We start from the raw sequence: 14,964 nt of genomic DNA, 5'->3' as shown, positions 1-14,964 counted from the left end.
GCGGCCGGCGCGGAACTTGCCGGTAACAAAGATAGTGACTGGTGATTGAGGGCATCTGGGAAGACAGACTCGCTCAACGGGCTTAGCTAAACCCCTGATGTCGTTTGTTGGCACTGCATCAGCTACCGAGCCGCCGGGTATACTCGCGCCCCATGCAGGCGCAGCTCCCCATCCTGTACTCATTTCGGCGCTGCCCCTATGCCATGCGGGCGCGGCTGGCACTTGACGTAAGTGCCCAAGCCTTTGAAGTAGTAGAAGTCGCGTTACGCAACAAGCCAGCCGCCATGTTACGTGCGTCGCCGAAAGGCACTGTGCCAGTCCTGATCGACACCAACGGAACGGTGATCGACGAAAGCCTCGACATCATGCTCTGGGCTCTGAGCCGTAACGACCCCGAGCAATGGTTGGCTCCGGAGCTGGACGATTTCGCAGCTATGAGCTCGCTGATCCGCCATTTCGATGAACACTTCAAGGGCCATCTCGATCGATACAAGTATCCGAATCGATTCGTTGACGCGGATCGAGAGCTCAGCCGACGCGAAGCCGTGATCAGCCTGCACCGGCTGGAGTCGCGACTTCAGTCCTCAAGGTACCTGTTCGGGAATCGAGCGGCACTGGCGGACATGGCGATCGTCCCATTCGTCCGTCAGTTCTCCGCAGTCGATCTGGACTGGTTCGCCAATCTGCCGCTGCCCAACACAGCGCGCTGGCTGGCGATGATCGTGAACTCCCCTCGATTCGTACGGATCATGCGACCGGCAGGCTGAATCGAGAGAGCAATAACTGTCAGATGCTCTCCTGCTGCCGCATGGTGTCGCCCCTACTCTTCCGGACGCCCATCAGCTGCTCCTCCGTCACCAGAATCTCGCGCTTTGTCATCAAACGGTCACACCAATCATAGAGAACGCTGCGGATCTCCAGACAAACCGCCTCGTCATGCCGGCCGATCTAGCCGTTCACCGCAGCAGCCTCTATCACTTCATCCTCAAGCGGGTCCGTGATCCGTGGATCAGTGAAGATCTCGTGCAGGAGACGCTCACGCGATTGCTGGCCTACGCGCGCGTTCAGACCGTGCTGGACACCAAAGCGCTGGGGTTCCGTATCGCCACTAACCTGGTGCGAGATCATTTTCGCTCATTGAATCGCAGTGACGTTCAGCCGTTGACGGAGGACCTAGTGTGCGATCGGCCTCCCCAGGAACAAGTCAGCATTCATCGCCAGCGCATCGATGCTTTCGGCCAGGCGCTGGCGGCCATGCCCCCGCTACGCCGTGAAGTTTTCATTCGGCGTCGTCTGCGCGGTGAAAGCTATTCCGAAATAGCGGCCAGCCTCGGACTGAGCCATGCAGCCGTGGAGAAGCATGTGGTGCGTGCGCTGGAGTGGCTGCACCAAGAAATATCGAAGCATGATGCTGGTCACGAGCCGTCTGCAAACTCCCACGCCACGGGAAGCGCGCACGAATGAGCGGCACCTACAAGCACGATACCAATGGCATGCCGCCCGAGCTCGTCACCGAAGCCGCGACTTGGTGCGCTCGCATGAACAGCGACAATGTGTCAGCCGAGGAGAAGCTGGCTCTTGAGGGTTGGCTCGCCGACGATCCACGCCGTCGGGCGGCTTTCGATGCGATGTCCCGGATGATCATGGATCCGGCGCTCGTGGCGGCCCTGCAGGAAAGCGCCAGCAACCCGACTGCAGAGACATCAGTCACGCGCAGACTACCCAGCGTCGTGCGGCTACCTGGCCTGGCTGCTGCCATCGGACTGCTGTCGTTACTCGTCTGCCTGGCGTGGCCTTGGCTCAACCTGGCCTTGACGCCGCAAACCCTCGTGGTCACGCGTTCCGGAGAGACACGCACAGTCGTGCTAGCCGACGGATCGAGACTCGAACTGAGTGGTGGCACGTCTTTGCTGGTGCGCCTGGGTGCCGCTCGCCGCGCCGTTCGCATGCAGCAGGGCGAAGTGTTCTTCACCGTGGCTCGTGATGCCGACCGACCGTTCATTGTGGAAACCGAGGACGGGCGCGTGCAGGTTCGCGGCACGGCGTTCGATCTCAGTCAGACACGCGATGGACTGGAGATTGCGGTTCATCATGGCCGCGTCGCTTTCGGTCCCAATGGCTGGTTCGCGAGCGCGATCGATCTGGTGGCCGGCGAGAAAGCCGATCTCAACGACAGTGTCCTGTCCCCGGTCAAACCTTTCGATGTGAACGGAGGTGACTGGCGCAGCGGTTGGTTGCAAACCGACGGCGTGACACTCGGTGGTCTGGCGGAACGACTCGGCCGTCGTCACAACGTGACGGTGAGCGTCGAGCCCGCACTGACCAACAAGCGCATTGCCGGTCGTTTTCGCCTGAACGATCCCGAAGCGCTCCTGCGCAAACTTGCCATCATTCATGGATTCAGCGTGACGCGCTCGGAGGCCGGCCTGCACGTCAGCCGGCATCCCGCCGCAACATAAAGTTCACAAAAGTCCCTGTCCGGAATGCAGCGGCTGCGCCGTCTTGCTTCCCACAACGCGCGCACGCGCCTGAGAGTGGACTTCGCAATGACCCGATTTGGAATTTCCCTGGGGACGACTCAAACGGCTTTACTGGCTCCCATCGCCGCCGCGGCCGTTGCCATAGCGCCGGCGCATGCGCAATCGTCGCACGCCACCGTCGAACTGCGATTGTCTATTCCGGCGAGCGATCTCGGCGCGGCCTTGTCGGCGTTCTCGCGCGCTACGGACATTCAGGTCGTGGTGGATCCGGCGTTGATCACTGGCAAGCGCTCCGCGGCTTTGTCCGGATCCTTCACGGCTGACGAAGCGCTGACGCGGCTGCTGGACGGCTCCGGCCTGAGCTTCACGTTGGCCGGCGACACGGCTTTGGTGCAGCAAGCCCGCGAGAATCCCGCCGCCACGCGTCCCAACATCCGTACCAGCGCCGCGGCGCCTGTGCAGGTCTATCGACAACCTGCCGTTGAACAATCGGAGCCGATCGAAGAAATCGTCGTCAGCGCCGGCTTCGCTGACAGCCTCGCGCGCGCGCTCGATGAGAAGCGTCAGGCCAGCAACGTCATCGACGTGATTTCGGCCGAGGACATTGGCAAGTTCCCCACGCAGAATCTCGCCGAAGCTCTGCAGCGAGTGCCGGGTGTCTCGATCACTCGGGATCGCGGCGAAGGCTTGTTCGTGCGCGTTCGGGGCCTCGGGCCCAGCTTCCAGATCGTGAATGTCAACGGCCGGGGCGCCGCGGTGAACGAGAACGTCCGGGATAGCGGCCAAAGCGGCCGTCAATTCCGTTTCGACACGCTGCCCTCCGAGCTGGTGGCGAGCGTCGAGGTGGCCAAGAGTCCCACCGCGGCGCTCGATGAAGGCGCGATCGGAGGTATTGTCAACGTGCGCACATTCCGTCCATTGAGCCTCGAACGCTCCACGGTTGCAGGCTCGGCGGTGGCAAGCTCTCCCGAACTGGCCGATACCATCGACCCGCGTGTATCGGGTCTCGCCAGCTGGATCAATGACGATGCGAACTTCGGCCTGCTCGTGTCCGCGGTGTACGACGAGCGCACGTTGCGTCAGGACCGCATCACGGGCGTGACGTGGACCGATGAGTCGGCCGGAGTGGATACGGACGGCGACGGCGCCGCCGACACGGGTTCCGTCCTCGTACCAACCGCGACGCGCCCGACGCTGGAACGTGAGGATCGCGAGCGCATCGGCGTGAACGGCGCGCTCCAATGGCAACCGAGCGAGGACCTGGACGTGAACCTCGACCTGTTCTACACCCAGCTCAAGGATCACTACGACGAGCTGACGTATTCGGCGGGTTTCGATCTGTCCACCATCGTGCCGGGGTCCGCCGTGATCACCGATGGCGTGCTGCGCGCAGCCACGGCAGAGGGTACCAGCCAGATCGGCCGCGAAGTGTCCGACCTGAGACACGACAACATCATGGTCGGCCTGAACGCGGAATATCGGCTCGGAGATTGGACACTCGACGCCGACGCGGTTTATGCACACGCTGAAAGCGACACCCCCACCCCGATCACGCGCACGCGCCTGCTCGGGCCAGTGGGTCGAGTCACGTTCGATTTTCCCCAGCTCGACGACCAGGGCGGCGATGTCGTTCCCAGCGTGAGCTTTCTGGACGCCGATCTGAACAATCCGGGTTTGCTGCCGGGGCGTCGTGTCGAGTGGCGCGACGTCGAGTCCACCGACGAAGAACTCGCCTTCCAGCTCGACGCCCGGCGCCCGATCGACTTCGCCGCGCTGAGCGAGCTGCAGTTCGGGGCTAAGTACCGCACGCGCTTCCGGGACTACGATCGCCGGGACTACAACTTCACCCGAGGTGTGCAGGGCAGGTCCTTCGATGCCTCGTTCTTCGAACCGTTCCCCGAGGGGAATTTTCTCCGCGATGCCGCCGGCTCGCTGCCCCGCAGCTGGGTCATGCCCAATCCGAGCGCCTTCGCTACTCAGATCAATCTGGCGGAGCTGAATGCGCCGTTGTCACGTGGCGATTTGCGCAATTCGTATCGCGTGGACGAAGACATCGCGTCCGCTTACGCGATGAGCAACCTGGAATCGAATTTGCTCGGCAAGCCCCTGCGCGGCAACTTCGGTGTCCGTGTGGCGCGCACCGAGCAAACATCGGCCGGCCATGCCGACGATGGCACTCGTGCGTTGCCGGTGAGCTTCGATCGCGAGTACACCGATATCCTGCCGTCGTTGAATCTGGCGTGGGATTGGTCCGATGACGTACAGACGCATTTCGCCGCGGCCAAGGTCATCACACGCCCCTCGCTGGCCGACCTGGCGCCGCGCCTGACGTTGAATTCGTCCGGCACCATCTTCGAAGCCGTGGGCGGCAATCCGCAATTGAAGCCGTTCGAGGCCTGGCAATACGACGCCACCGTGGAATGGTACTTCGCACCCGGCAGCGCGCTGCTCGGCGGCGTGTTCTACAAGGACATCACCACTTTCATGACGCGTCAGCGCTCGAACCTCGTGATCGATGGCACGACGTACGTGCTGACCGCGCCCGTCAATGGCGGAGATGCAAGTGTCACCGGCGTCGAGATCGCATATCAGCAGATGCTGAAGTTCCTCCCCGCGCCTTTCGATGGCCTGGGCGTGCTAGCCAACTACACGCACACGGATACCGAAGCGACTTACTACGACGGCGCCAGGGTGATCAAGGACGACCTGGAGAACGTGGCAAAAAACAGCTTCAACATCACTGCGTTCTACGAGCATGCAGCGTTCGCCGCCCGGCTCAGTTACAGCTGGCAAGACGATGTGCTGCAGGAAGTCGGCACCAACGGGCTCGGCTCCGCGAACGACAAAGCGTTCGGTTCTCTCGATGTCGACTTGTCGTATCGGTTGAACGAGCAGATCACGGTGTTCGCCCAGGGCATCAACGTCACCGACGAAGCACAGCTGCAGTTCGTTCGCGACGACTGGTTCTCCGGGTACACCCGTTATGGCCGCACGCTGATGCTCGGCATGCGCGCGAAGTACTGAGCGACTTCGACAGGCGATGTTTCGCTGGCTGCAGCGGTGCAGCCAGCGAATCGCGCTCACTCAGTGCGCCACCTCGATGAACACCGGGTTTGAGTAGAACCACAGGTCCCGCCAGGGATCCTCGCCGCGTGCATCCGCCAAGGGCTCTGTTTCCGATGTGTTCGTACCACGAGCGCGCACGAACCCGCCATGCTGCGGTATCGCGAGCTCCCACGACACGACTCGCCATTGTCCCTCGCTTTTCCATTCGTCCGGGCCGAAGCGCTTAACTTCCATCTGCGGTCCGCCTTGATCGTCGCCAGGCGTTTGGCCAACGATCAGGTCGATGTGATCCAACACCGGTCGTTCGCCATTGGCGTTTGGCTGCGCGCTCTGGCGAACTCTCAGCTCCACGCGCATCCTGGCTTTCGCCGGAAGCACCAGCGTACCGCCCATGGTGACAGCTTTTTCCGCATCGTCGGTCGCACGTATCGTGAGCTCCAGCGCATCGATCAGGTCGCCCGTCACTGCAAACATTCTTCCTTCGCGCATTCCATCGAGGATGTCCTCGGCCTCGTGCCGAGCCCACACGTAGGTCTTGCTGTACTGTCCGGGATCGAAGTCACGCCCGCCTTGGCGGAGGTTCATATGCGAGTCCGAGGTGGCCGTGATCCAGAACCGCCGGCCCTCCGCCAACATCGTGTCCCACACGCCGCCGACGCGGGCGGTCATTTGATCGAAGCCGCCGAACGTGGGTGCGTCGACGTGTCGATAAAGTCCGCGATGGTCTGCAGCGGCCTGGTGCCCGGGAGCGCCTTCCATGCCCACCAGCACACGTGGCGCGGCTCCATGCCAAGCGCGCAGTTCCGCCGGATCTACCTCACCCCAGCGGTTGACGCCTGTGGCGGTTCGGGAGGGATGATTGATGAACACCACCGGCGGCGCTGGCAGCGCCCGCATGTGCGCCAAGGCGGCGAGCATCAGTTGCCCATCTTCGCGGCTGTCCGGTTCCAGCGGCTCGCGGCGGTTGTACTCGCGTTCGATCGTGACCAACTCGTCGCGCTCATGCGGTCCCGGAGCGATGATCAGCGAGGCGTGCTCACCGCCGGGCACGTCGAACTCCATGCCGTTGAACTGGATCAAGTCCGGCACCTCTCGCCTCGCCTGCAACAAAGCGGGCCAGGCATGGTCTCGTGTCACCAAGGAATGACCCGGGCCGCCGTGGTCAGTGTGCACGATCCAGCTCAAGCCATTGGCCAATGCCTGCCGCGCATTGTGTGAACGTGTGTAGGGCGAGTCGCCGCCACGAATCGGCGTGGGCGGTGATGTTCCCTTGTCCCAGCCAACGCTCCATTCGCTGTGCACATGATGGTCGCCCGCGAGCCAGCGGCGAGCGTCGTCGCGGCCGGCGGCGCAAGTCGTGCCCGGCAATGTCAAGAGAACCACGATAGGCAGGAGCAGCAGCAAACGAAACATGATCTTCCTTCGTCTTCGAACGCAGTGGCCGTGGCGGTCGAGGGACCGCCACGCCAAAGCAAGGCACGGGATCAGAAAGTGGAGCGCACGTCCAGGCTGATGCGACGACCGGAGCGCTCGTACATCGTCGGGAACGACGGGTCCATGGTGTAGCCGCTGGTGACCTCGTCCGTCATGTTGATGCCCCTCAGGCTGACCTTGACGTTCTCGATCACGCGGTAGCCGATGGAGACGTCCAGCTGACCATAGGCCTCACGCCAGATCGGATACATGTTGTAGCCGATCGACTCGACGTACTCGTCCTTGTGGTTATAGGCCACGCGCGCGTCGAATCGGTCATTGTCGTAGTACACGGTGAGGTTGTAAGTCTTTTCGGCGAGGCCGGGCATGGGCGTGCTGATGCCGAGATCCGATTCGCCGGCCAGCGAACTGTCGAGCATGGTGTAGTTGGCATTGATGCCGAAGCCTTGTAGCGAGCTGTGCAACAACTCCAGCGGCACCTGCGCAATCAATTCGATGCCGTCGACTTCATAGGAACCGTCGGCATTCACCGGCTGGTAGACGTCGAAGTCGTAGTTGCCGTTGAGCGTACCGTTCGCGTTATACACCGGCACGTTCTCGACCACCCCGGTGAGGGAGTTCACCACCACGCCGTCGATCTTCTTGTGGAAATACGACACCGCCAGCAAGCCGCCGTGATCGAGATATTTCTCGAGGCCGATTTCCCATTGCTTGGCGTAGGTGGGCTGCAGGTCGGGATTGCCGTCGGTGAAGCGAAACGAATTCCAGCTCGCGGTGCGTCGGTACGCGATGTCGGTCAGCGCCGGGCGGATCAGCGTCTCCGATGCGGCTGCGCGCAGCAGTAGCCCATCGAGCAGTTCGGCGCTCAAGTTCATGCTTGGCAGGATGTCATCGTAGCGGCCTTTCCTGGAAACCGGCGAATCGGTATACCCGGTGCTGCCATCCGCGTTCTGCACCTGGTGGTAACCAAAAGACAGCACGGCCGTGTCGACGTAGCGCGCACCTGCATTCACCGTAACCGGCACGCTGCCGAGATCGAAGGCCATATCGGCCATTGCGTACAGGCTGCTCACTTCCTCGTCGACGCGATAGTACTGGCCGTCCTCGAACGGCGTGGCGAAGCCGGGATAGCGGAACGCACCCCGGGCGTACTCGTTGGAGACCTGCATCCAATTCAGATCCTTCATGCGGTAGTCGCCGCCGGGCGCAATGTCACTGATCCACTGTAGCGGGCTGTCGGCCAGAGTGCGGGTGTTTACCCACGAGGTATCGCCGGCGCTCGGCCCAGTGATCTTGAGCTCGCCGTAATTGCGCTCCTTTGACTTATCGGTGTAGCGCGCACCGACCTGCACCGTGCGCAGCGCGGGCATGAACGCCAGGTCGAGCGCTTTTTCGAAGTCGAGTTGCGCGGCGTACTTGTCGTCGGTCACCTGCTCCAGCGTGGTCTCATAAGCTTCGAACAGGTACCGCTCCGGTGCGTTATACATGTCGATTGTGTTCGGGCTGGCGCTGGGCACCGTTTCGCCGCTATTGCCCGCCCAGCGTGTGCGCGACGGCGCATAGGCCACGTGCTTCAGGTTGGAATAATCCAGCGTTTTCTCCGCGCCGGAGTAACCGAGCATTGCATGGGCGGCCCAGGTGTCTCCGCTCCAGTCGAGCGCCATGCTGTACTGACCGTAGTCGGTCTCGTTAATACGCTCCTTGCTCAGGAACTCGTGCTGGGTGGCGGTATAGGAAACATCACGCAGCACGACCATGCCATATTCGGACAGCGTGGTGGCGTCGTACTCGTGGATGGTCTCCAGCGTGCTGCGGCTCGAGGCGGAGTACGCGGCTGCATCGTACTCGTCTTCGGTGGTATCGAAGCCCGCGAGCATGGCGTCGAACGTCAGGCTGAAGCGGTCGCCGGGCTTGTACTGCAGCGATGCGGTGGCGCCCCACTTTTCCTGGTCGTTGAGATAGACGCGGTCGCCGACCTTATCCTGAAACACAATCAGGTTGGTCTCGTCCGTATCGGTGCGGTCACGGATGATCACACCGGCATCGCGCGCCAGGACATCGGCCGCCTGGGTTCCCCTCGACCCCGACGCACCGAGGAAGCGCGACATCGGGCGGAAGTTGATGCCGGAGGTCGAGTCGGTTCGGTTGGTGCGCTCCGCCCTGGAGAAGGAGACCAGCGCGCCGAAGTCGCCCCAGGTGTCGCTGGCGAGGAACGAGAACTTGGGATCGGTTTCCTCGGAGATGGAGTTGTATGCGCCTTCAGCGGAAACAACCAGCCTGCCGCGGTCGTAGTCGAACGGGCGGGCAGTGGAAATCTGCACCGAGCCAGCGATGCCGCCTTCCTCATCGGCCGCGCTCGGCGACTTCTGCACTGTCACACGCTGAATGATCTCCGACGCGAAGATGTCGAACTCAACTTCGCGGCCGCTGCTGCCGGAGGCGGTCGCCAGGTCGTTGATGGAGACATAGGTGTACTCGGACGGCAGACCACGCACGTTGACTTTGCTGCCCAGGCCCTTGTTGCGTTCGATGGCCACGCCGGGCATGCGTTGCAACGCCTCGGCGAGGTTCTGTTCCGGAAAGTCGGCCACGTCGGTTGCGACGATCGAGTCGGAGAATTCAATCTTCGCTCGCTTGATGTCCACCGCCTGTTCGAGGCTGCGGCTGTAGGTTCCGACCACCTCTATGGTCTCGATCTCTTCGGAGGTGACTTCCGCGCGCGGGGAAGCTGCTGCGGTTTGCGCCAGTGCCTGGCTTGCCGCCGGCGCTTTGGCCGGAGCGCTCGACGCCGTCTCGGCCTCGATGGTCACGGTGGTGCTGTTGAGATAGCGATAGCGCAGCCCGGTGCCGCTGAGCATTTGCCTCAATCCTTCTTCGGGCGGCAGGCCCGCGGGAATGGCCTGTGTTTGCGGATTCCCAGTGACCTGTGTGGTGTAGACGAACTGCAGTCCGGTCTGTCGCGACAACGAATTGAGCGCCCGGTCGAGCGGCTGCGAAGGGATCGCCTCGGTGGCGATGCTGGCCTCCTGCGCGGTGGCAGTAGCAGCGGCGGCCTGCAAGGTAAGGGCTATCGAAAGAAACAGAAGTCGACGCATCGTAGGATCCAGTTGAGTTGGCCAGTTATGGGCGTTGCGGAACGTTTCGTTCGCACGCGACTCGACTACGACGGCGCCGAGTGGAAATCGGGCACCCCTGTTTCGATGAATTTTTTTTGACAGCTTACTGGCGCCGCGTGCTAGCGGGCTGAACGGTGCGGGTCCTGACCTGGATCGCATGTTCCGTCACGAACGTCTCCAGCGTGGGTTGCGCCTCGAGGAAGGCGCGCAACGAATCCAGATCGTGCGCGCTCAGGTTGCCCGTCAGGCGCAGTGCCCCCGCCGCCGCATCTTGCACGTACAAGCGAACGGCGTTCATGCGGTTGAACCGGTCGGCCACGTCGCGCAGCGGCTCGTCGCGGAACACGATGCGTCCCTGCCACCAAGCCGTCATCGTCTCGACATCGTCATGGCTCACACTGATGGAATGATCGAGATAGTCGACTTGGGCACTCTGCCCCGCGCGAACGTCGGCCACGCGCCGACCTTCGCCGGAGTCACTGACGATCCGCACGCGACCTTCGCTCACGCTGATTCGCGCCTGCTCGCGTTGGAGAGAAACATCGAACGTCGTTCCGATGTCTCGTATCTGCAGGCCGGCCGCATGAACCGCAAGGGGGCGACGGTCGTGGGCCACGATGAAACTGGCTTGGCCACGCGCCAATTCGATCCGGCGGCCGAGCAAAGTAAAGCGCATGGACAACGCGCTCTCGGCATTCAGATGCACGACGGTGCCGTCTGGTAACTCGAAAGTGCGTGGCGCGCCGTGTTCGGCGACATAGTGACCGGACTGCGGCCACGATAGATACATCCCGACACTCAAGCTCAGAAGGATGGCCGCTGCGGCCGCGATTCGCAGGAGGCGTGTTCGGTGGCGAGGCGGCTCTTTCGATCGGGCAAGAGACCGCGCGAAGGGCAATGCGACTACGTTGTCAGGTGCCGAGCGTGTCAAATCACCGCCAATCAGTGCGTCAAGGTCGATCGCCATCCCGCGCATGGTCTCGCCCAGTTCTCCCGCTATTCTGCTAATGGCTAGGTATTCGCGCAGATGCTCCGGCGAAGCCACCAGCCAATCCATGAACCGCGCCTGCTGTGTCCGGCTCCAATCTTCTTGGCGCTGCAGGGCGTGCCAATTCGCTGCTTCTTGCGTGATGCACGCTGACTTTCGCTTGGCCTCGCTCATTCCCCCTCCGCGGCATCGACCAGCGCTCGCCGGCAAACGGACAGTCCACGCACGACGTGCTTCTTGACCATGTGCGGCGATATGTTCAGTCGTTCAGCGATCTGTTTGTAACTCAGCCCGTCGCGGTACTGCATGACCAGCACCGCGCGGGTGCGCTCCGGCAGACTGCCCAGCAGCGCCTGCAAGTGTTGCCGCCGCTGTGCGCGCTCCGCAACGTCCTCGACGCTTTCCTCTGTGGCGAGCAGCGCCGTGAGGTTCTCGAGCTCCTCGATTGGAAGCGGCGACCGACGCCGACGTACTGCCTGTTCGCGCGCGAGATTCAGTGCGACCGTGAAGAGATACGCCTCGGGATTGGCGATCGCGCCGGCCTGGCGTTGGTGTGCGCGTAGCAGGCGCAAGTAGGTTTCCTGCACCAGATCCTCGGCCTCATGGTTCGCTCCACGACGCACGAAGAAACCGTGCAGCACTGTCCCGTGTTCCGCGAGCACCCGAAGCAGTCTTCGTTTTGTCCGTTCGACCAATATGCCGCCCCGCCGTGAGGAGCGCGGCAGGGTAAGCTCAATCTATGACGCTATGGTGACGGTGCAAGCGGTTGGGTTTCGAATTGAACATCACGCGGCCGCAAGCAACGCAGTCTTGAAACAGCGCCTCGAGCTTATCGAGCGCCGCGATCCATTCGAGGCGACTGTTCGCATTGACCTCGGCGGTACGGTCAGAACTTCACCCGAGCCCCCACACTGTAGCGCGGACCGTTCTCGTAGAAGCCGATGGGAATACCGTCGTCGGTGCGCTGGAAGATCACCTCGTTGGTGAGATTGACGGCGGAGACGAACACCGAGACGTCGCGAGTGAGGTTCCAATTCGCCGTAGCGTCGAGCTGCTTGTACGCATCGGTAACGATCTGCGAACCCATGGTCAGTGCACCGTACGCGTCGGAGCGATAGTTATAGGACAGGCGGGCGCCGAAGCGGTCGTTCTCGAAGTACACCGACGCGTTGAGCTGATCTTCGGAGTTGCCCTGCAGCTTCAGCTTCGGCTGGCCGGGCACCGGATCGACCTTAGCGTCGGTGAACGTGTAGTTCAGCAGCATGCCGAAGCCGGCGCCGAACGACTGCTGCCATTGCAACTCGACGCCCTGAATATCGGCGCCGTCGTCGCTGTTGAATGGCCGGGTCACATTCAAGGGTCGGCCGTCGATAACCTCGCTTGCGGTTCGCCTGTAGATGAACGTATCGAGGCTCTTCCAGAAGTAGGTGGCAGAAATCAGCGAAGCATCGGCGAAGTACCACTCTGCGCCGACTTCGAGTTGATCGGCGTAGATGGGATCGAGCAGCGGATTGCCCGCACTGGCGCTGCCGGTGGTCGCGTCGATGGTGATGTTGGCGCTCAAATCTTGGAAAGTATTGCGCGCCATGGCGCGAGAGACAGCGCCTCGCACCAACAAATCATCGTTGACTTCGAACACCGCATTCAAGCTGGGCAAGTAGTCCGTGTACGAACGAGACACCGTGCCGCGCGTGCCGGTGATGAATGCCGTCGAGTCCTGATCTGTGCGAACCGCTCGCACGCCGAGATTGCCGCGCAAACGGCCGGCTTCGAAATCGCCCTTGATATAGGCCGCCGCGATCTGCTCATTGATCTTGTAGTACGCGAGCTGATCGAAGGTGTACTGCAGATCGAGCAATGGGTTGATGATGCGCATGGCCGCCGCACCATCAAGCCACGCATATCGACGCAACGAGCCGCCGGTCCCGGCCTCACCATGCAGTTCGGGAGAAATGCCTCCCGACACCGCATCCATCGTTAGTGCAGACAGCTGGGCGAGGTTCGGATTGGTGGAGCTCACGCGCCCGACGCGACGAGTGTTCTCGACGGTGTCGTCACGCAGCTTCACTCCGGTCTTCAGAGCTCTTAGCCAACCTGCGTCCAGCTCGAAGCTGAGATCGCCCTGCACATAGAACTCCTCCTCCTCCATCTTGCGCACCCAGTCGCGCAGGTTTTCAGGGACCAGGTGCAATGCCGCCGCGTCGGTGGCGTCCAGATCCGGATAGGATACTTCGATGGCCGACGGACGCAGGTTGATCACCTCGCGCGTATCGCCTTCGAACCAGTAGTTCTGGTCGCGATCGCTGCCGCCTTCAGCTTGCGTGTAGCCCACCTGGCCGTGGGCACGCCAGCGTTCTCCAGCGAACGTCGCGTCCAGATCGATCACTTGCGATTCGATGAATGCCTCGCGGTAGATCGGCTCGATAGCCGCGCCCGGCGTACTGCTGTCCTCCAACGTACCGCCGATCAATGCGTGCCTGCCATCGCTGGTGGGCACGAACTGGGGATTGGTCACCGTGGCCCCCTGCGGCAACTTGTAGCCGCCTGGCATGAACAGATAGTTCTGGTTGTGATTGTCCATGTCCATGTCCGAGTTGACGAAGTTGAGCGCGATGTCCCAACGCTCGGTCGGCCGGAACTGCAGCGTCGCGTTAGCTGTGAGGCGCTCGCGGTCCTGCTGAAAGATGGCCGATCCGCCGCCCCATACCACGTAAACGTCCTCGGTCACGGCGCCGTTCTGATCGGTGATGTCGAACAGCGTGTTGTCCGGGAAGGCTTCGAGTCCGTCTCGTCTCACATTGCGTGCCTGATAGCTCACGGACGCCAGCGCTCCAAACGTGCCGCTCTCGTTCCGCCAGCTCACGAGGCCAGAGAACTGCGGATCGATCTCGTCGGGAAGTTCGCTGTACTGCGCTTCACCCGAGAGTTGCAGGGTGAACGGCGCCAACTCCATCGGGCGGCGTGTGCGAACATTGACGAGGCCGCCGATGCTGCCTTCATCCAGATCGGCTTCGGGACTCTTGTGCACCTCCAAACCTGCGACCAATTCCGAGGCCAGGATGTCATAGTTGAAACCGCGACTCGGATTGTCGTTCGCCCACCAGTACGCGGACGCGACGCTTTGCCCGTTCATCACCGTGCGATTCATGGTGCTGTCGGTGCCACGTACGAAGATATCGCGCCCCTCGCCCCAGATGCGGTCGACGGAAATGCCGGGAATACGCTGCAACGAGTCCGCGACGTTCTTGTCCGGGAACTTGCCGATGTCCTCGGAGGTGATGACGTCGAGCACGGCTGTGGCTTCGCGCTTCGTTTGCAATGACTCACGAAGACTGCCGCGAATACCGGTAACGAACACTTCTTCGAGGGAACCGCCGCCTTCTGTAGTTTCGGTTTGCTGCAAGCTGCGCTGACTGGGCGTGCGAGCCTCGGGGGTTGGATCAGCCTGCGCAAGCCTGATATATCCAACGTCCCTTCGCCCGAGCGCTCCCTGTGTAGCGGAACGCGACGGCCGCAAAGTGGTTTTATTGCTCGACAGAATCGTAATGGTTCTATGGTCGAGGAACTCGAAATAGAGGCCGGTATCAGCCAGCAGCCGACGCAACGCCTCGTCCGAACGCAACCCGCCAGGCACCGCCGCGGACTTCACGCGATCGGCGATTCCGGACACATAGACGATCTGCAGTCCGGTCTGACGCGAAAACTCCGTCAGCGCCCGGTCGATGGATTGTGCCGGAATCGGCTCGGTAACCAGCGAGCCGACCTGCTCGAGCGTATCAGCAGCCAGAACGATGTGACTGCATGCCATCACGGTAGCTGCGGCAAGTATATGCGCCACTACCCGGCGAACTGCTCGGCACATTCTTCTCCCTCCCTGTCG

General features: G+C 62.1%; 9 protein-coding genes. 4 read left to right on the top strand and 5 right to left on the bottom strand.

All coding sequences use genetic code 11. From position 1 onward, the window contains the following. Window positions 1-152: 152 nt before the first annotated feature. The 4 genes from JM946_RS14055 to JM946_RS14040 all read left to right on the top strand — a co-directional run bounded on the left by JM946_RS14055 (window position 153) and on the right by JM946_RS14040 (window position 5,504). On the top strand, window positions 153-767 hold the full coding sequence (locus JM946_RS14055) for a glutathione S-transferase (RefSeq protein ID WP_203167937.1): 615 nt from the start codon (window positions 153-155) through the stop codon (window positions 765-767). Between the two features lie 169 nt (window positions 768-936). After that, window positions 937-1,464, top strand: a complete 528-nt coding sequence (locus tag JM946_RS14050) for an RNA polymerase sigma factor (protein WP_203167936.1) — start codon at window positions 937-939, stop codon at window positions 1,462-1,464. Further along, window positions 1,461-2,459 carry a FecR family protein gene (locus tag JM946_RS14045; RefSeq protein WP_203167935.1) on the top strand — a complete coding sequence of 333 codons (999 nt, stop codon included), beginning with the start codon at window positions 1,461-1,463 and terminating at the stop codon, window positions 2,457-2,459. The genes JM946_RS14050 and JM946_RS14045 overlap by 4 nt, the downstream gene beginning before the upstream one ends. A gap of 87 nt (window positions 2,460-2,546) precedes the next feature. After that, the gene (locus tag JM946_RS14040; RefSeq protein WP_203167934.1) at window positions 2,547-5,504 is read left to right on the top strand and encodes a TonB-dependent receptor; all 2,958 of its coding nucleotides are present in this window, start codon (window positions 2,547-2,549) and stop codon (window positions 5,502-5,504) included. A gap of 60 nt (window positions 5,505-5,564) precedes the next feature. On the opposite strand, the gene JM946_RS14035 is transcribed toward JM946_RS14040, so the two are convergent. The 5 genes from JM946_RS14035 to JM946_RS14015 all read right to left on the bottom strand — a co-directional run bounded on the left by JM946_RS14035 (window position 5,565) and on the right by JM946_RS14015 (window position 14,892). Then, a complete protein-coding gene (locus JM946_RS14035) occupies window positions 5,565-6,959 on the bottom strand; it encodes a CehA/McbA family metallohydrolase domain-containing protein (RefSeq protein WP_203167933.1) in 1,395 nt (464 codons plus the stop codon). Between the two features lie 71 nt (window positions 6,960-7,030). Continuing rightward, window positions 7,031-10,075 (bottom strand): TonB-dependent receptor, encoded by a 3,045-nt coding sequence (locus JM946_RS14030; protein ID WP_203167932.1) that lies wholly within the window; start codon window positions 10,073-10,075, stop codon window positions 7,031-7,033. 124 nt (window positions 10,076-10,199) lie between these two features. Beyond that, window positions 10,200-11,258, bottom strand: coding sequence for a FecR family protein (locus JM946_RS14025; RefSeq protein WP_203167931.1), 1,059 nt, complete (start codon window positions 11,256-11,258; stop codon window positions 10,200-10,202). Further along, window positions 11,255-11,779 (bottom strand): RNA polymerase sigma factor, encoded by a 525-nt coding sequence (locus JM946_RS14020; protein ID WP_269141008.1) that lies wholly within the window; start codon window positions 11,777-11,779, stop codon window positions 11,255-11,257. The genes JM946_RS14025 and JM946_RS14020 overlap by 4 nt, the downstream gene beginning before the upstream one ends. A gap of 191 nt (window positions 11,780-11,970) precedes the next feature. Further along, window positions 11,971-14,892, bottom strand: a complete 2,922-nt coding sequence (locus tag JM946_RS14015) for a TonB-dependent receptor (protein WP_203167929.1) — start codon at window positions 14,890-14,892, stop codon at window positions 11,971-11,973. Between the last annotated feature and the right edge of the window lie 72 nt (window positions 14,893-14,964).

The organism is Steroidobacter gossypii, assembly GCF_016801985.1.
Taxonomy (GTDB): domain Bacteria; phylum Pseudomonadota; class Gammaproteobacteria; order Steroidobacterales; family Steroidobacteraceae; genus Steroidobacter; species Steroidobacter gossypii.
Note: the sequence above shows the minus strand (reverse complement) of the source record. Positions and strands in the feature narration are given on the sequence as shown.